Origin of the sequence: Streptomyces sp. MH60 (assembly GCF_002939385.1) — a bacterium.
Lineage (GTDB): Bacteria > Actinomycetota > Actinomycetes > Streptomycetales > Streptomycetaceae > Streptomyces.
Genome location: NZ_MULI01000050.1, coordinates 1 through 16,395, shown reverse-complemented (window position 1 = coordinate 16,395; position 16,395 = coordinate 1). Strand labels below are relative to the sequence as shown.

Here is a 16,395-nt window from a genome sequence, read left to right as displayed (position 1 = left end):
GACACATGATGCCGACCGGTCGGTATGCCGTCCAGTGGGCGGGCGGAACGTGATCGGCGTTACGGCCGGTCCCGAGGGGCTTCCCCGCCTCAGAACACGAGGAACGCCCCGCAGACGGCGAGGGCCAGCGTGCACAGGGCCGCGGCGGCGGCGTGCGCCGGAGTGAGGGCGTGCGGCCTGTTCGCCGCGGCGAGCGTGGCGATACGGCCGTGGGCGATCCGCAGGAAGGCCAGCCAGAGGGCGCAGCACAGGGCGGCGGCGAGCACCGGGACGGCCGTCGCACCGCCGTGCAGCGCGGTCTTCGCGGCGAGTACGGCGACGACGGTGCCGGACAGCGTGGTGCGGCGCCAGGCGAGCCGGGTGCGCTCGGGCTGGAGCCCGGGGTCGCGGTCCGCGGGTGCCGGGTCGGGGCCGCCCACGCTCAGCCCTCCCAGCCGACGAGGACCACGACGACCATCACCACGGCGACCACGGCGACGACCAGGCTGAGCAGCGCCGGGAAGCGGGAGACGGGGAGGTCCTCGCCCCGGCGCATGGCGCGTTCGCAGCGCGCCCAGTGGTTCACGGCCCGCAGCGAGCACAGCACACCCGCGGCGAGCAGCGCGAGCGCGAGCCCCACCCGCCAGCCCCAGCGCAGGTCGGGCAGGAACTGGTCCACGGCGAACCCGCCGCCGATCAGCGCGAGGGCGGTGCGCAGCCAGGCCAGGAACGTACGCTCATTGGCCAGCGAGAACCGGTAGTCGGGCGTACGCCCCTCCCGCCGCACCTCCCCGGGCACGAACCACAGCCGAACGTTCCGCACGAACTCGATCACCCGGGGACTCTATCCGGAGCCCGGCTGCGGACAGTCGCGCCTCCCCCGGTGCCTGAACGGCCTGGGAGGTACACCCAGGCGGCACGGGTGGGCGCGGCGGGCGGTGCGGCGGGCACCCCGCACCACCGGACCGCTCACCCCCGCCAAGCCCGCAACCGCTCGTACGCCGCCACCCCGTCCGGCACGAACTCCCACTCACCCTCCCCGAGCCGCCCCTCCAGCTCCCCCTCGGAGAGGAACGCGTACCACGCCACCTCCTCCGCCTGGGGAGACACCGGCCCCGCCACCCGCACCTCGTACACCGCCGACCACCAGGTCCGCCCGGCGCCGTCGTCGTACAGGAACGTGAACAGGTACTCCGGCCGCGGCAGCCCGCTCACCCCCAGTTCCTCCTCCGCCTCCCGCAGCGCCGCGTCGTCGTAGGACTCGCCCGCGCCCACCACACCGCCGACGAACATGTCGTGCAGCGAAGGGAACACCAGCTTCGAAGCCGTACGGCGGTGGACGAAGACCCGGCCCTGCGGGTCGCGGGCCCACACGAACACGCAGCGGTGCCGCAGCCCCCGGGCGTACGCGTCGCCCCGCCGGGCCCGCCCGACGACGCGGTCGTTCTCGTCGACGACGTCGATGATCTCGTCAGCAGAACTCATCCGCCCATCCAAGCAGCGGACGCCGCGGGCCTCAGCGCCGCTCCAGCGCCGGTTCGCGCCCGCTCTCGCCCGTGCCCGTCCCCTGCGGCATCGCCGGGTGCAGGCCCAGCAGGACGATGCCCGCCACGACCGCCGCGAGGCCGCCCGTCTGCCACGCGAGCGCTACGGCGTCGGTGTGCAGCCGGTCGCCGAGGAAACCGACCCCGCAGGCGATGCCCGCGAGCGGCTGGGCCGCCGTCAGCGCGGGCAGCGACCGGCGCAGGGGCGCCGTCTCGAAGGCGCTCTGGACCAGGACCAGACCGGTGATGCCCAGCACCACCACGGCGTACGGCTGCCAGCCCGTCAGCAGGTCCGCGAGGCCGCCCGCCGAGAAGCGCCGGCCGCTCACCCGGGTCAACGCGTCCTGCACCCCGTACAGCAGGCCGGCGGCCAGGGCCAGCAGCGTCGGCCCCCAGGTCAGCCGCAGGCGCCCGGCGCACAGCGTGAGCAGGAGGGCGAGGCCCAGCATCACCCCGACGATCAGCCAGTGCCGCAGCGGATCGGTCACCGCACTGCCCCCGCGCGGCTCGCCCGCCAGGATGAACGCGGTCACCCCGCCCGCGAGCAGCGCGAGACCGGCCCAGCCCTGGCGGCCCAGCGGCTGCCGGGTCTGGATGCGGGAGAGGGCGAGGGCGAACAGGAGGTTCGTCGCCAGGAGGGGTTCGACGAGGGTCAGTTCGCCGCCGCCCAGCGCGAGCGCCCCCAGCACCATGCCGGCCACCATCAGTCCCATGCCGGCCAGCCAGCGCGGCACCCGTACGAGGTCGAGCAGGAGGCGGGGCGAGAGGAAGTCGCCCAGCGGGGCGCGCTCGGCCGCGTTCTGCTGGAGGACGAAACCGAGACCCAGACAGCACGCGGCGCACACGGCGAGAACCAGAACGAGAACCGACACGCTGCGCACCTCGATCGTCGGTCGGGTCACGGGGCGTCGGGGACGACTCTAGTGCGGGTGGGTACCGGACGCCGGGCGAGTGACGCATTCGGGGTGGGGGAAGCGTGGCGGTCGGCACCAACTTCCCCTGGAGTCACACCTGTTGACGCGTGTAACGGACTGATTCCCCTTGACGTCAAGCGTTGGCTGCCGGTTTGCTGTGCGTGATCAGTTCATGGCAATCCGGTCATGGAAATCCGGCTACGACGACCTACCGCGTCGCGTGAGGAAGTTTCCCGCGGTGTCCCCACCCCCGCCTCCCCTCGGCCGCGGCCGCAAACGCGCGGCCCAGACCTTCGACGAGGCCCTCGACGACGCCGAACTGATCGCCGTACGCGGTGCGTTGGCCCAGGGGCGCTGGCAGTCCGTGCGCTCCCTGCTGGTCCACACGGGTGACGACTGGGACCGCCGGGGACACCGGGTGGCGGTGCTCGCCAAGGAGCCCCACTGCGCCCCCTGGGCCCGCGAGTGGCTGCTGGCCGAACCCGACTCCGCCGACGCCTCGGTGCTGCTCGCCCTCGCCCTGGTCCACCGGGCCCTGCGGGGCAAGGAGAAGCCCGCCCGGGTCCGTGAGGCGTGCCGGGACGCCGCCGCCCTGGTGCCGGACGACCCCACGCCCTGGCTCGGCCTCCTCGTGCTGGAGCGCTCCCTGGGCCCGGACGAGGAGGTCATCCGGGCCTTCGACGAGGTGCGCGGACGGTACGCCGACCACCACCACGCCCACCACCTGATGGTGGCCCGGCTCGCCGAGCGCGGCGGCGACGGCGGCCCCGACCCGCTGCACGAGGTATACGACTTCGCCAACTGGGCCGCCGAGCAGGCCCCCGCCGACTCCCCGCTGGCCATCCTCCCGGTCGTCGCGCACGCCGAGCGCTACCGCGTGCTGGCCGCCGCCGGGCACGCGTCCCCCGACCCGGCCGCCTCGGGGCACTGGGCCGGCCGGCGCGCCCGGCTGGTGATGAAGGCGGCCTTCGACTGGTGGCTGGAGTGGGAGCAGGACGGCCATCCGCGCCGGCTGATCGACCTCAACTTCCTCGCCCACGCCAAGTCCTGCGAGGGCCGCGGCGCCGAGGCCGCCGCCCTGTTCCACCGCATCGGCGAGCACGCCACCCCGGCCCCGTGGTCGTACCCGGACCGCGAGCCGTTCCCCGCCTTCCGGGCCGCCCGGGCCGGCGCGCTCGGTACGGCCTGACCGCCCGAAAGACCCGACGCACACCACCCACACGAGACAAGGACGTCCTGCGATGACCACGGGCAGTTCGAGCACGAGCAGAACCGCGAGCGGTGGCGCCATCAGCACCTTCAAGGGCGAGGAGCGCGCGCTGCGCGCCGACCGGCTGGGCACGGGTGGGCTGCTCCTGTCCGTCCTCGCCGCCACCGCCCCGCTGATGGTGGTCGCGGGCGTGATGCCCACCACCTTCGCGGTCATGGGCATCGTCGGACAGCCGCTGCTCTTCGTGCTGCTGGGCGTGGTGCTGATCCTGTTCAGCATCGGGTACGCCGAGATGAGCCGGCACGTCCACAACGCGGGCGCCTTCTACGCCTACATCTCCCGCGGACTCGGCTGCACCGCCGGCGCGGGCGCCGCCCTGGTCGCGCTGGTCGCCTACAACGCCCTCCAGGTCGGCATCTACGGCATCTTCGGCTTCGAGGTCTCCGGCCTGCTGTCCACCTACGCCGACCTCGACGTGGCCTGGTGGATCCCGGCCCTGCTGGCGGTCCTGGCGGTCGGCACGCTGGGCTGGCTGAAGATCGACGTCAACGCGCGCGTGCTGGGCGTCCTGCTGCTCATCGAGGTCGTGCTCGTGGTGGTGTTCGACATCGCCGCCGTCGCCGACCCCGGGGCCCAGGGGCTGTCGCTGCACGCCTTCGACCCGGACACCCTGACCGGCGCGGGGGTCGGCACCGCGCTCTGCTTCTGCATCGCCGCCTTCCTCGGTTTCGAGCAGGCGCCGGTGTACGCCGAGGAGACCAGCCGGCCGCACGTGCTGGTCCCGCGTGTCATGTTCCTGGCGGTCGGCGGGGTCGCCGTCTTCTTCGCGCTCAGCAGCTGGGCCCTGACCGTGGCCACCGGCCCCGACAGGATCGTCGGCACCGCGCAGGAACAGAGCGCCGGACTGCTGTTCTTCCTGACCGAGTCACGGCTCGGCGACACCTTCACCGACGTGCTCCACGTCCTGTTCGTCACCGGCATGTTCGCCGCCCTGCTCAGCTTCCACAACGTCGTCGCCCGCTACGCCTTCGCCATGGGCCGCGAGGGCCTGCTGCCCGCCGCCTTCGGACGGACCAGCGGCACCAGCGGCGCGCCCGGCACCGGCTCGCTGCTCCAGACCGCCGTGTCCGCGGTCGTCGTCATCGGCTTCGCGATCGCCGACGACAAGCCCCAGGGCGACCCGACCGGGCCCGTGCTGCACCTGTTCACCTGGGGCGGCAACATCGGGGCCCTGGGCGTGATCGTGCTGATGGCCGCCGCCTCGTTCTCCGTCGTGGCCTTCTTCGTCCGGCGCGGGGCCGCCGGGGCCCAGGGCGTACGCCTGGCCACCTCCACCGTCGCGGGCCTGGCCCTGCTGGTGATCGCCGGCTACACGGTCAAGGACTTCGACGTCCTCGTCGGCGCGGGACCCGGCTCCGCCCTCAGCTGGGTGCTGCCCGGCATCATCGGCCTCGCCGCGGTCGCCGGAGTGGTGCAGGGGCTGATCCTGCGCTCCCGCGCCCCCGAGCGGCACGCCCGCATCGGCCAGGGCAACGAGGCGTTCCAGCTGGACAGGGCCGCCTCCTCCTGACCCCGGGCCGGGAACGGGGGAGGGGCGGACCGGAGCCCGGCGCGTCCGGGCTCCGCCTCCGCCTCAGGCGGCCGGGGCCGCGCCGAAGTCCAGCAGCACCTTGCAGGACCGGCCGCGGTCCGCGGCCAGCTCGAACGCCGACGCCGCGTCCCGCACCGGCACCACCGCGCTGACCAGCGCGTCGAACGCGGGCTCGGCCGCGAGCAGGCGCAGCGCGTCGTCGAACTCGCCGTCGAAACGGAACGACCCGCGCAGCTCGATCTCCCGGCTCACCAGCAGGTTCCCGGCGAAGGGGCTCTGTCCCGGGGGCAGCATGCCGAGCTGGACGACCACACCGCCGCGCCGCACCAGCCGCAGGCAGGTGTCGAGCCCCGCGGCCACCCCGGAGGCCTCGACCGCCGCGTCCACGTCCACCGGCCACCCCGGGTCCTCCGGGTCGTCCGCCCGTACGAGGGTGTCGGCGCCGGCGGCCCGCGCGTACTCCAGGGCCGCGGGCAGCAGGTCCGTCACCGTCACGTGTGCCGCGCCCGCCGCCTTCGCCGCCGCGACCACCAGGCAGCCGATCGGCCCGGCCCCGGTGACCAGCACGTGACGCCCCGCCAGGTCCCCGGCCCGGCGTACGGCGTGCAGGGCGACGGACAGCGGCTCGGCGAGCGCGCCCCGGCGCGGGTCCAGACCGGCCGGGAGGGCGCGCAACTGCCCGGCGGGGACGACGATCCGCTCCGCGAAGCCGCCCTGGACGTGCGGGAAGCGGGCCGCGCTGCCCAGGTACCGGGTGTCCCGGCAGACATTGCGCCGCCCGTCCACGCACTCCGGGCACACCCCGCACGGGGTCGCCGGGTGCACGGCGACGGACGTACCGGCCGCCGGACCGCGTGTGTCCGGGGAGCCGTACGCCACGACCGTGCCGACCACCTCGTGCCCGAGCAGCATCGGCTCCCGCAGGCGGAAGTCGCCGACGCCGCCGTGCCGCCAGTAGTGCAGGTCCGAGCCGCAGACGCCGCCGTAGCGCACGGCGACCAGCGCCTCACCCGGCCCCGGGCGGGGGACGGGCACGTCCTCGACCCGCAGGTCGCCCGCGCCGTGGATCACACAGCCCGGCGCGACAGCCGCTCCGGCGCCCTCCGCGGCGCTCACAGGACGCTCGTCATGCCGCCGTCGACGTACAGGATCTGGCCGCCGACGAAGTCCGCGGCGGGCGAGGCGAGGAACAGCAGCCCGCCCACCAGGTCCTCCGTACGGCCCCACCGGCCGGCCGGAGTGCGGCCGCGCACCCAGGCGCTGAACTCCTCGTCCTCGACGAGCGGCCGGGTCAGCTCGGTCTCGATGTAGCCGGGGCCGAGCCCGTTGACCTGGACGCCGTGCGGGCCCCAGTCGGCGCACATGCCCTTGGTGAGCATCTTCAGCGCGCCCTTGGTGGCCGCGTAGGGCGCGATGCCCGGGCGGACCACCTCGCTCTGCAACGAGCAGATGTTCACGATCTTGCCGTGGCCGCGTTCCGTCATCCGGCGCGCCGCCTCCCGGCCCACCAGGAAGGCGCTGGTGAGGTTGGTGTCCAGGATGCGGTGCCAGTCGGCGTCCGCGAACTGGAGCAGGGGCGCCCGCAGCTGCATCCCGGCGTTGTTGACCAGGATGTCGAGCGGGCCCACCCGCTCCTCGACCTCCGCGATCCCGGCGGTCACGGACGGACCGTCGGTCACGTCGAACACCGCGGTGCGGACCTCGCCGGGCAGTCCGGCGGCGGCCTCGGCGAGGCGGTCGCCGTCGCGTCCGTTCAGGATCACCCGGCAGCCGGCCTCCGCGAGGCCCCGGGCCAGCGCCAGCCCGATGCCCCGGCTGGAGCCGGTCACCAGGGCGGTGCGCCCGCCGATGTCGAAGAGGGGGTGGGCCGTCATCGTCGTACTCCCGTTCCTTCCGGCTGGTGCGTGGTGCGGCTATATGACCAGGGACAACAGCAGCACCAGGGCGCCGGCGACCACCGAGATGATCGTCTCCATCACGGACCAGGTCTTGATGGTCTGGCCGACGTTCAGCCCGAAGTACTCCTTCACCAGCCAGAAGCCGGCGTCGTTGACGTGGCTGAAGAACAGCGAGCCGGCGCCGATGGCCAGGACCAGCAGGGCGGCGTGCGTGGTCGACATGTCGGCCGCGAGCGGCGCGACCAGACCGGCCGCCGAGACGGTCGCCACCGTCGCCGAACCGGTCGCCAGCCGGATCACCACCGCGATCAGCCAGGCGAGCAGCAGTGCCGGGATCGACCAGTCCTTGGAGATGTCCAGGACCATCTGTCCCACGCCGGAGTCGATCAGCGTCTGCTTGAAGCCGCCGCCCGCGCCGACGATCAGGAGGATGCCGGCGATGGGCGCCAGCCCCTTCTCGACGAGGCCGGAGAGACGGTCCTTGCCGAACCCGGCGGGCCGCAGCAGCGTGAAGATGCCGACGATCACGGAGACCAGCAGCGCGATCAGCGGGTTGCCGATGACGTCGAAGGTGCGCTGCACCCCGTTCTCCGGGTCGTCGACGATGATGTCGACGAGCGCCTTCAGCAGCATCAGCACGACCGGCAGCAGGATCGTGGCCAGGGTGGCGCCGAAACCGGGGCGCTTGTCCAGCTGCTCCGAGGCGCGCTGCGGGATCATGCGGTCGGGGGCCTGGACGTCCACCCAGCGGGCCGCGTACTTCGAGAAGACCGGACCGGCGATGATCACCGTCGGGATCGCGATCAGCACGCCCAGCGCCAGGGTCACACCGAGGTTGGCGCCCACCGCGTCGATGGCGACCAGCGGGCCGGGGTGCGGCGGGACCAGACCGTGCATCACGGACAGACCGGCCAGGGCCGGGATGCCGATCCGCATCAGCGAGTAGTTGCCGCGCTTGGCGACCATGAGGACGACCGGGATCAGCAGGACGATGCCGACCTCGAAGAACAGCGGCAGTCCGATGACCGAGGCGATCAGCACCATCGTCCACGGCATCGAACGGGGCGTGGCCTTGGCGAGGATGGTGTCCACGATCTGGTCGGCGCCGCCGGAGTCGGCGAGCATCTTGCCGAGGATCGCGCCGAGGGCGATCAGGACGCCGACACCCGCGACGGTGGAGCCGAGCCCGGCGGTGAAGCTGGTGATGACCTTGTCCAGCGGCGCACCGGCGAACGCGCCGAGCGCGAGCGACCCGATGGTCAGCGACAGGAAGGCATGCAGCTTGAACTTGGTGATGAGCAGGACGATGACGGCGATGCCCAGGAGCACGGCGATGCCCAGCTGGGCGTGGCCCGCCGAGGTGATCGGCTCGACGGGGTCCGCTGCCAGCATCTCGACGCTGAGTCTGGTCACGGTGGTTCCCTTGCGGTGATGGGGATTCGGGGGAGTGCGGGGCCGTGCGCGCGGAAGGCGGCACGACCCCGGGGGAGGTGGGGGGTGGGGGTGCGGGGGTTACCGGACCGGCTCGGGGAGATCCTTCAGGGCGTCGACCGCCCGTTCGGTGATCTCCTCGGGGGTGCCGGCCACGTCCACCGCGACTCCCGCCTCGTCCGGCTGCAGCGGCTGGAGCGTGGCGAACTGGGAGTCGAGCAGGGCCGTCGGCATGAAGTGGCCCTGCCGGTGCGACATCCGGTCCTCGATCAGCTCACGGCTGCCCGTGAGGTGCACGAAGACGACACCGGGAGCGGCGGCCCGCAGCCGGTCGCGGTACGACCGCTTCAGCGCCGAACTGCTCACCACCCCACCGAGCCCGGCACGCCCGTGCGCCCAGCCGCCGATGGCGTCCAGCCAGGGCCAGCGGTCCTCGTCGGTGAGCGGGGTGCCGGCCGTCATCTTGGCGATGTTGGCCGGTGGGTGGAAGTCGTCGCCCTCGGCGTAGGGAACGCCGAGCCGGGCCGCGAGCAGGGGACCGATGGTGGTCTTCCCGGTGCCCGCGACGCCCATGACCACGACCACGTGGGGGGTGTGCAGTTGCTGCATCGCACTCTCGCTGTCTGCTGTCCTCGTCGACACCTGATGTCGACGCAACTGAAACTTATTAGTACGACAACTTCAAGAGTCTGTGACATATAAGTCTGACTTTTTGTTCCGGTGACGTGCCCCGTACGCTGAGTGCATGAGCACACCGGGCCGGGGGCTGCACGGCCGCGTACTGGACACCCTCGGCCCCGCGATCACAGCGGGCGCATACCCCGCGGGCAGTGTGCTGCGCACGGACGAACTCGCTCAGCGCTTCGAGGTGTCGCGCTCCGTGATGCGGGAGGCGGTCCGGGTGCTGGAGTCCATGCACCTCGTCGAGTCACGCCGCCGCGTCGGCGTCACGGTCCTGCCTGAGTGCGAGTGGAACGTCTACGACCCGCAGGTCATCCGCTGGCGCCTGGCCGGCTCCGAACGCCCCCGGCAGCTGCGCTCCCTGACCGTGCTCAGGTCGGCCGTCGAACCGGTCGCCGCGGGCCTGGCCGCCCGGCACGCCACGGCGGAGCAGTGCGCCGAGCTGACCGAGTGCGCGCTCGGCATGGTCGCGAACTCGCGCGGCCACCGGCTGGAGGAGTACCTCTTCCACGACGTGGCCTTCCACCGCGTCATCCTCACCGCCTCCGGCAACGAGATGTTCGCCCGCCTCGGCGGCGTCGTCGCCGAGGTCCTGGCCGGCCGCACCCACCACGACGTGATGTTCGAGGACCCCGACCCGGCCGCCGTCACCCTGCACGTCCAGGTCGCCGAGGCGGTCCGGGCCCGTGACGCGGAGCGCGCCGAGCGGCTGACCCGGGAGATCACGGAGGGCGCGCTCCAGGAGCTGGACATCCTGGCGCCGTAGGGCACCGGGGGAGGCGTCAGTCGAGGAACTCCCCGTCCACGTACACCCACGCCCCCTCCACGCGCTCGAAGCGGCTCCGCTCGTGCAGCGAGCCACCCCGGTAGGACGCCCGGAACGTCACGGTCCCGGTGGAGTGGAAGGCGGAACCGTCGGCCGTGTCCAGGATCTCCAGCCCGGTCCACCGCGTGCCCGGGTCGAGGTCGAGGCGCGCGGGCCGCGTGCGGGGGTGCCAGGTGCGCAGGAGGTAGCCCGCGTCCAGGCGCACGAAGGCGCTGTAGCGCGAGCGCATCAGGATCTCGGCGGTCGGGGCGGCGGCGGCCCCGGCGTGGAAACGCCCGCAGCACCGCTCGTACGGCTCGGACCGACCGCAGGGGCAGAGAGGGGTGGTCATGGCGCCCACTGTAGAGGAAGAGCAGCAGACCAAAAGCAGAAAACCCCTGCTCAGCAGGGGTTTTAGCTGGTGTCCGAGGGGGGACTTGAACCCCCACGCCCGATAAAGGGCACTAGCACCTCAAGCTAGCGCGTCTGCCATTCCGCCACCCGGACAAGGTGTCTGTCGCGCGGGTCGTTCCCCGCGGCGACGACGTAAACATTACCAGGCTTTCCGGGGTGGCCGATCACCCCCTCCTTGGGCCCGGACGGCCCAGGGAGGAGGATGAGGGGGACCCACCAGCAGTGACATCGGCACTGACATCGGCAGTGACAGCGGGAGGAACCACGTGAGCGACTCGGGCACGGCCAGGAGCGTCACCGGCGAGGACGAGGTCGTCGACCTCTGCCGCGAGCTGATCCGGATCGACACCAGCAACTACGGCGACCACTCGGGGCCGGGCGAGCGGAAGGCCGCCGAGTACGTCGCCGAGAAGCTCGCCGAGGTGGGACTCGAACCGAAGATCTTCGAGTCACACCCCGGACGCGCCTCCACGGTGGCCCGGATCGAGGGCGAGGACCCGTCCCGGCCCGCGCTCCTCATCCACGGCCACACCGACGTCGTCCCGGCCAACGCGGACGACTGGACCCACCACCCCTTCTCCGGGGAGATCGCCGACGGCTGCGTGTGGGGGCGCGGCGCCGTCGACATGAAGGACATGGACGCGATGACGCTCGCGGTCGTCCGCGACCGGCTGCGCAGCGGGCGCAAGCCCCCGCGGGACATCGTGCTGGCGTTCCTCGCCGACGAGGAGGCCGGCGGCACCTACGGCGCCCGTCACCTCGTCGACCACCACCCCGACCTCTTCGAGGGCGTCACCGAGGCGATCAGCGAGGTGGGCGGCTTCTCCTTCACCGTGAGCGAGCAGCGCCGCCTGTACCTGATCCAGACGGCCGAGAAGGGCATCCACTGGATGAAGCTGACCGTGGCCGGTACCGCCGGGCACGGGTCGATGATCCACCGCGACAACGCCATCACCGAGTTGTCGGAGGCCGTCGCGCGTCTGGGCCGGCACAAGTTCCCCGTCCGCGTCACCAAGACGACCCGCGCCTTCCTCGACGAACTGGGCGACGCGCTCGGCACCGAGCTGGACCCGGAGGACATGGAGGGCACGCTCGCCAGGCTCGGCGGCATCGCCAAACTCATCGGCGCCACCCTGAGCAACACCGCCAACCCGACCCAGCTGGGCGCGGGTTACAAGGTCAACGTCATTCCCGGTGAGGCCACCGCGCACGTGGACGGGCGCTTCCTGCCCGGCTACGAGGAGGAGTTCCTCGCCGACGTCGACCGGATCCTCGGACCGCACGTGCGGCGCGAGGACGTGCACGCCAACAAGGCCGTCGAGACGACGTTCGACGGCGCGCTGGTCGACGCCATGCAGTCCGCCCTGGTGGCCGAGGACCCGGCGGCCAAGGCGGTCCCCTACATGCTCTCCGGCGGTACGGACGCCAAGTCCTTCGACGAACTCGGCATCCGCGGCTTCGGTTTCGCGCCGCTCAAGCTGCCGCCGGAGCTGGACTTCGCGGGCATGTTCCACGGCGTGGACGAGCGAGTGCCGGTGGAGGGACTCCAGTTCGGCGTGCGGGTGCTCGACCGCTTCATCGACGCGTCCTGAATTCGTCCGTGCGTACGGGAGGCGACCGGGACGAGTGAATCCGCTCATAAGCTCGTAGCCTCATTACTCCCTCCTCGTTACAGGTGATGCGATCGGCAAATTTGAGATCGCGTTTGCCAACTAGGAGGAACAATGCTCAAGAAGGTCGTCGCCGCCGCGGCAGCCACCGGTGGTCTGGTGCTCGCGGGCGCGGGCATGGCCGTCGCCGACTCCGGTGCCCAGGGTGCCGCCGTGCACTCGCCCGGCGTCCTTTCCGGCAACGTCGTTCAGGTCCCCGTGCACGTGCCGGTGAACGTCTGCGGCAACACGATCTCCGTGATCGGTCTGCTGAACCCCGCCTTCGGCAACGTCTGCATCAACAAGTGACGTTGTGCCTCGCCCCGTGAGGGTCTGATTCCGCCGGCCCCGGAGTGCACGCCATGCGCTCCGGGGCCGACGGCCTTTCGGGGGACATTCGAGGCGGGGTAACGACGGCGACGCCGGAGTTCCGGCACTCTCGGCATTCTCGGTACCACGGGACCAGGACAAGGCAGGGATTCAGGAAATGCGACAGGTCACCCGCAAGGGCCTGATGACGATGGCGGCGGCCACCGGCGTGATCGCCGCCGCGGGCGGTGCCGCCCACGCGGACTCGGGTGCGCACGGCTCGAGTTCGGGTTCGCCCGGCGTACTCTCCGGCAACACGGTGCAGGCCCCGGTACACGTGCCGGTGAACGTCTGCGGCAACACGGTGGACGTGGTCGGCGTCCTCAACCCGGCGATGGGCAACTCGTGCGCCAACAAGAGCGGCGGTGCCTCCGGAGGGCACGGCGACTCGGGCGGATACGGCGACTCCGGTGACTCCGGGAGCCACGACGGGGCGCACGGAGGCTCGCACGGGGGCTCCCACGCGGGCGGCCACGCCGCGGACTCGCCGGGCGTCGGTTCCGGCAACCACGTCGAGGTGCCGGTCGACGTGCCGGTGAACGTGTGCGGCAACAGCATCGACGTCGTCGGTCTCCTCAACCCGGCCACCGGCAACGACTGCGCCAACGGGGGCGGAGGCCACCCGACGCCGCCCGGCGACCACGAGACGCCTCCGGAGAAGCCGGACAACCCCGGCAACCCCGGCAAGCCGAATACTCCGGACAAGCCGTCCGGTCCGGAGGGCGAAACGCCGGGCGACTCCACGGAGGGCAACCAGCCGGACACCCAGACCGTCGCCCAGCCCGCCGGCGACGCGGCGCTCGCCGAGACCGGCAGCGACCTGCCGCTGGGCCTCGCCCTGCCGGTGGGCGCCGGCGCGCTGCTCGCGGGCACGGTGCTCTACCGCAAGGCGCGCGCCTCGGCGTGAGACGGGCGCACCGGCGCACGCAGCGGGCTCCGCACCGGCGGGGCCCGCTCCGCGTCCGCCTCCGTCACCAGGTGGCGCGAACCTGGCGGATGATCCGCCGCCGCAACCGCACCTTGCGGCTGCCGTCGCGCAGCAGGGTCAGGCGGTACAACTCCCAGTGTCCGTACTCGGCATGGTCCGTCAGCTGACGTGCCGCCTCCTTGCGGGTGACCCCGCGCGGTAGGTACACATCGACAAATTCGTATTCCGGCATCGAATCTATTGTGCGGGCTGGGGCCCGGTACGGATAGCGTCTGCACTATGTCTGATGCTGCGCAGCCCACCGCTGCCGAGGTACGCGCCGCCGCCGAGGCGGTCAAGACCGCGCTCGACCGCCACCTGGCCGCGGTCGAACGCCGGTCGGGAGAGGAAGACCCGGCCGTCTACGACGCGTTCAACGAGCTGGCCGCGGCCGCGGAGGCGTACGACGAACTGCTCTACGACCGGTACGACGAGGTCACGCCCTTCGAGATCCCCGGCGAGGACACGCTGCCGCCGTACACGGGCCCCGAGGAACCCAGCGCGCTGAGCGTCCTGATCCGCCGCGACTACGCCGTGGCCGAGCCGCAGCGGCTGATGGCCCAGGCCCGGCGGGTCGAGGCGGCGGACGGCGAGGGGCCGGGACTGGAGACCTCGGACACGGTGCACGGCGCGCTCGGCCTGCTGTTCGGCGAGTTCGAGCCGGACGAGATCGCCTCCCGGCACAAGGAGTTCGGTCTTGAGGAGGGCGACTCCACGCTCTGGGTGACGGCCGCGGACGAGAGCGCCGAACCCGGGGAGTGGCTGGAGGCCCCGTTCGAGCAGGTCGACCCGCAGCGGGTGGTCTGCCGCTTCGACGTCAGCGCGGTCTTCGACGAGGACTTCGACGACGGCGACGACGGTGACGACGACGAGGAGGGCGACGCCGACCTGGCCGAGCTGGACGAGGACCTCGACACCGCCGTGTCCACCGGAGACTTCAGGGCCGGGCGCCAGGGGCTGCCCGGACCCGACCGGCGGCCGCGGTCGCGGCGCACCCGCAGGCGGGCGGGGGCGGCGGTGCCGGCCGCCCGGGGGTGACTCGGCGAGCGGGATCGGGGCCCTAGGCGGCCGGGCGGGTGACGCGGAGCGCGGCGTGCTTCCCGTCAGTCGGTGACCGGGATCTGGGGGGCCAGCAGGGTCGGCAGGCGGGTCGTGCGGGGCTTGGCCGGGATCTCCGCCACCGCGCGGGGGAGGGCCTGCTCCACGCCGTGCACCACGGACAGGTGCCGGGCCGCCCGGCCGAACGCCGTGTAGATCCAGGGACGGCTGAGGGCCGGTACGGCGTCGCCGGGCAGCACCACGACCACCGCGGGCCAGCGGCCGCCCAGCGCCTGGTGGGCGGTCAGCGCCCAGCCGTGCCGTACGGACCCCTCCACCCGGTCCTTGGGCACGACCACGGTCTCGCCCGCGCACGACAGGTGCAGACCGTCGGCGTCGGCCGTGACCACCCGGCCCGGCAGTACCCGGCCCGGCGCGGGGGTGTGGACGACCCGGTCGCCGGGGTCGAAGCCGCCGAAACGGCCGGGGCCGGGGTTGAGGCGTTCCTTCAGCGCCGCGTTGAGCGCCCGGGTGCCCACGGCACCGCCGTGGCCCGGCGTGATCACCTGGGTCTCCTCGGCCGGGACGCCGATCGCGCGCGGCACCGAGTCCGCCACGAGCTGGACGGTGCGGTGCACGGCCTCGCCCGCGTCCCGCACCGGCACGATCACGACCTCCTTGCCGGGCGCCTCCACCTGGCTCAGCTCGCCGACGCCGATGCCGGAGACCAGCTCGCCGAGCGGACCGGGGTCCGGGCGCCGCGAGGCGATCTGGGGGCAGACCCGCGCCGCCAGCAGGTCCGCGAAGACCCGCCCGGGACCCACGGACCAGAGCACCGCCGGGTCTCCGGCCAGCACCAGCCGGGCCCCGTCCGGCAGCGACTCCGCGAGCAGGGCGCCCGCCTCGACGTCGAGCTGCGGCGCGTCGAGCACGACGAGCAGGTCGAGGTCCAGCGCCCCCTCGGCGTCCCGCCCCGGTCCCTCGACGCCGGTCAGCAGCCCCGTCACGGTGACCGCGGCGGGAGCGGCCGGTCCCGAGGAGGGCGGCTCGGCCGACGGAGCGCCCAGCAGGGCGGCGAAGCGGTCGCGGCCGAGCGGGCCGGGCGCGGCGGCCCAGGCTCGCAGGCCCAGGGCGTGCGCCGCGTGCAGCAGGGCGGCGGGCTCGGCCAGGGACGCCTCGCCACCGGTGTGCAGGACCAGCCCGTGTGCCGCGACGGCACGGATCAGTTCGCCCGCCGAGCCCTGAGCGGAGGCGGCCGCCCGCTCCCAGTCCGCCGCGGAGCCGTCCTGCTTGGGCGCCGAGTTCACCAGCCGGGCCAGCCCGTCGGCGAGGCTCTCCTCCGCGAGCGCGTACCGCTCCAGGCCGATCAGCACCCGGACGGGGCGCTCCTCGCCCTCCGCGTCCGCTCCGTCCGCGCCCTCCGCGCCGCTCGCCGTGCGCTCCGGGCGGGCGCCCGGCTCGTCCAGGGCGTCCTGGAAGGCGAGTGCCTCGCCCTCGGCGAGCGTGCTCTGCACCGCGGCGTCGGGATCCGGCACGCCCCGCTGGGCCAGCGTGGCGGTGAGCCGTGGCAGCTCCAGCGCGGTGTGCCCGGCCAGGGCCGCCTGCTCCAGCAGCCACACGGTGACGGCACGGCCGCGCCGCTCGTCGTCCGGGCCGCACTCCGCGCCGAGCAGCGCGCGGGCGAACCCGTCGGCCTGCTCCGGCCGCACCCCGCCGACCCGGAGCAACTGCCAGGGGTCCGCGCGCAGCACGTCCTGAGCGCCCTCACCGAGGAGCGCGGCGGTCTGCGGCGCGAGTGCTTCGGGGGCGCCGCCCTCCGACAGCACGCGCCCAACCGACTGCACGGTCTCCGGTGCCGGTCCCGCGGGCCCCGCGGGTGCGGTGGCCCGCTCGGCGGGCGCCGGC

Annotated in this window: 18 protein-coding genes and 1 tRNA gene; 7 read left to right on the top strand and 12 right to left on the bottom strand. The window is 73.3% G+C overall.

The window, feature by feature from the left end:
- Positions 1-89: 89 nt before the first annotated feature.
- The 4 genes from BZZ08_RS25935 to BZZ08_RS25920 all read right to left on the bottom strand — a co-directional run bounded on the left by BZZ08_RS25935 (position 90) and on the right by BZZ08_RS25920 (position 2,395).
- A complete protein-coding gene (locus BZZ08_RS25935; RefSeq protein WP_198601696.1) occupies positions 90-419 on the bottom strand; it encodes a DUF202 domain-containing protein in 330 nt (109 codons plus the stop codon).
- A 2-nt stretch (positions 420-421) separates the two neighbouring features.
- On the bottom strand, positions 422-814 hold the full coding sequence (locus BZZ08_RS25930; protein WP_104634661.1) for a YidH family protein: 393 nt from the start codon (positions 812-814) through the stop codon (positions 422-424).
- A gap of 134 nt (positions 815-948) precedes the next feature.
- Positions 949-1,464 (bottom strand): NUDIX hydrolase, encoded by a 516-nt coding sequence (locus BZZ08_RS25925; protein ID WP_198601695.1) that lies wholly within the window; start codon positions 1,462-1,464, stop codon positions 949-951.
- A 31-nt stretch (positions 1,465-1,495) separates the two neighbouring features.
- On the bottom strand, positions 1,496-2,395 hold the full coding sequence (locus BZZ08_RS25920) for a DMT family transporter (protein ID WP_104634691.1): 900 nt from the start codon (positions 2,393-2,395) through the stop codon (positions 1,496-1,498).
- A gap of 280 nt (positions 2,396-2,675) precedes the next feature.
- Here BZZ08_RS25920 and BZZ08_RS25915 point away from each other — a divergent pair, with 280 nt between their 5' ends.
- Together BZZ08_RS25915 and BZZ08_RS25910 are read left to right on the top strand one after the other, a co-directional pair.
- Positions 2,676-3,626: a hypothetical protein gene (locus BZZ08_RS25915; RefSeq protein ID WP_198601694.1), complete on the top strand. Its 951-nt coding sequence runs from the start codon at positions 2,676-2,678 to the stop codon at positions 3,624-3,626.
- A 52-nt stretch (positions 3,627-3,678) separates the two neighbouring features.
- The gene (locus tag BZZ08_RS25910) at positions 3,679-5,217 is read left to right on the top strand and encodes an APC family permease (RefSeq protein ID WP_104634658.1); all 1,539 of its coding nucleotides are present in this window, start codon (positions 3,679-3,681) and stop codon (positions 5,215-5,217) included.
- Between the two features lie 63 nt (positions 5,218-5,280).
- Here BZZ08_RS25910 and BZZ08_RS25905 read toward each other — a convergent pair whose 3' ends face one another.
- The 4 genes from BZZ08_RS25905 to BZZ08_RS25890 all read right to left on the bottom strand — a co-directional run bounded on the left by BZZ08_RS25905 (position 5,281) and on the right by BZZ08_RS25890 (position 9,176).
- Complete coding sequence (locus BZZ08_RS25905) at positions 5,281-6,354, bottom strand: L-idonate 5-dehydrogenase (RefSeq protein WP_104634657.1); 1,074 nt, start codon at positions 6,352-6,354, stop codon at positions 5,281-5,283.
- Complete coding sequence (locus BZZ08_RS25900) at positions 6,351-7,112, bottom strand: SDR family oxidoreductase (RefSeq protein WP_104634656.1); 762 nt, start codon at positions 7,110-7,112, stop codon at positions 6,351-6,353. Before BZZ08_RS25900 ends, BZZ08_RS25905 begins: the two co-directional genes overlap by 4 nt.
- A 39-nt stretch (positions 7,113-7,151) precedes the next feature.
- The gene (locus BZZ08_RS25895) at positions 7,152-8,549 is read right to left on the bottom strand and encodes a GntP family permease (RefSeq protein WP_104634655.1); all 1,398 of its coding nucleotides are present in this window, start codon (positions 8,547-8,549) and stop codon (positions 7,152-7,154) included.
- Positions 8,550-8,648: 99 nt separating this feature from the next.
- On the bottom strand, positions 8,649-9,176 hold the full coding sequence (locus BZZ08_RS25890) for a gluconokinase (RefSeq protein ID WP_104634654.1): 528 nt from the start codon (positions 9,174-9,176) through the stop codon (positions 8,649-8,651).
- A 136-nt stretch (positions 9,177-9,312) separates the two neighbouring features.
- Between BZZ08_RS25890 and BZZ08_RS25885 the strand changes: the two genes are divergently transcribed.
- Positions 9,313-10,014: a FadR/GntR family transcriptional regulator gene (locus tag BZZ08_RS25885; RefSeq protein WP_030187728.1), complete on the top strand. Its 702-nt coding sequence runs from the start codon at positions 9,313-9,315 to the stop codon at positions 10,012-10,014.
- Positions 10,015-10,030: 16 nt separating this feature from the next.
- Here BZZ08_RS25885 and BZZ08_RS25880 read toward each other — a convergent pair whose 3' ends face one another.
- Positions 10,031-10,405, bottom strand: a complete 375-nt coding sequence (locus BZZ08_RS25880; RefSeq protein WP_104634653.1) for a YchJ family protein — start codon at positions 10,403-10,405, stop codon at positions 10,031-10,033.
- Between the two features lie 67 nt (positions 10,406-10,472).
- Positions 10,473-10,560 (bottom strand) — tRNA-Leu (locus BZZ08_RS25875).
- 173 nt (positions 10,561-10,733) lie between these two features.
- On the opposite strand from BZZ08_RS25875, the gene BZZ08_RS25870 reads away from it, so the two are divergent.
- The 3 genes from BZZ08_RS25870 (at position 10,734) to chpC (ending at position 13,392) form a co-directional block, all read left to right on the top strand.
- Complete coding sequence (locus tag BZZ08_RS25870) at positions 10,734-12,059, top strand: M20/M25/M40 family metallo-hydrolase (protein ID WP_104634652.1); 1,326 nt, start codon at positions 10,734-10,736, stop codon at positions 12,057-12,059.
- A gap of 132 nt (positions 12,060-12,191) precedes the next feature.
- Positions 12,192-12,425, top strand: coding sequence for a chaplin ChpH (chpH, locus tag BZZ08_RS25865; RefSeq protein WP_003977150.1), 234 nt, complete (start codon positions 12,192-12,194; stop codon positions 12,423-12,425).
- Positions 12,426-12,603: 178 nt separating this feature from the next.
- A complete protein-coding gene (gene chpC, locus BZZ08_RS25860; RefSeq protein WP_104634651.1) occupies positions 12,604-13,392 on the top strand; it encodes an LAXTG-anchored chaplin ChpC in 789 nt (262 codons plus the stop codon).
- 64 nt (positions 13,393-13,456) lie between these two features.
- Here the strand turns inward: chpC and BZZ08_RS25855 are convergent, their stop codons facing one another.
- Positions 13,457-13,645 (bottom strand): DUF5703 family protein, encoded by a 189-nt coding sequence (locus BZZ08_RS25855; protein WP_003977152.1) that lies wholly within the window; start codon positions 13,643-13,645, stop codon positions 13,457-13,459.
- A gap of 47 nt (positions 13,646-13,692) precedes the next feature.
- Here BZZ08_RS25855 and BZZ08_RS25850 point away from each other — a divergent pair, with 47 nt between their 5' ends.
- Positions 13,693-14,490 carry a hypothetical protein gene (locus BZZ08_RS25850; RefSeq protein ID WP_241965566.1) on the top strand — a complete coding sequence of 266 codons (798 nt, stop codon included), beginning with the start codon at positions 13,693-13,695 and terminating at the stop codon, positions 14,488-14,490.
- 65 nt (positions 14,491-14,555) lie between these two features.
- On the opposite strand, the gene BZZ08_RS25845 is transcribed toward BZZ08_RS25850, so the two are convergent.
- On the bottom strand, positions 14,556-16,395 hold a 1,840-nt coding region (locus BZZ08_RS25845; RefSeq protein ID WP_104634650.1), incomplete at its 5' end, for a helix-hairpin-helix domain-containing protein.

Bases quoted from the DNA above. Each gene is read 5' to 3' on its own strand.
- BZZ08_RS25925 (WP_198601695.1), bottom strand. From the start codon at position 1,464: ATGAGTTCTGCTGACGAGATCATCGACGTCGTCGACGAGAACGACCGC.
- BZZ08_RS25910 (WP_104634658.1), top strand. From the start codon at position 3,679: ATGACCACGGGCAGTTCGAGCACGAGCAGAACCGCGAGCGGTGGCGCC.
- BZZ08_RS25900 (WP_104634656.1), bottom strand. From the start codon at position 7,112: ATGACGGCCCACCCCCTCTTCGACATCGGCGGGCGCACCGCCCTGGTG.
- BZZ08_RS25890 (WP_104634654.1), bottom strand. From the start codon at position 9,176: ATGCAGCAACTGCACACCCCCCACGTGGTCGTGGTCATGGGCGTCGCG.
- BZZ08_RS25885 (WP_030187728.1), top strand. From the start codon at position 9,313: ATGAGCACACCGGGCCGGGGGCTGCACGGCCGCGTACTGGACACCCTC.
- BZZ08_RS25880 (WP_104634653.1), bottom strand. From the start codon at position 10,405: ATGACCACCCCTCTCTGCCCCTGCGGTCGGTCCGAGCCGTACGAGCGG.
- chpH (WP_003977150.1), top strand. From the start codon at position 12,192: ATGCTCAAGAAGGTCGTCGCCGCCGCGGCAGCCACCGGTGGTCTGGTG.
- chpC (WP_104634651.1), top strand. From the start codon at position 12,604: ATGCGACAGGTCACCCGCAAGGGCCTGATGACGATGGCGGCGGCCACC.
- BZZ08_RS25855 (WP_003977152.1), bottom strand. From the start codon at position 13,645: ATGCCGGAATACGAATTTGTCGATGTGTACCTACCGCGCGGGGTCACC.
- BZZ08_RS25850 (WP_241965566.1), top strand. From the start codon at position 13,693: ATGTCTGATGCTGCGCAGCCCACCGCTGCCGAGGTACGCGCCGCCGCC.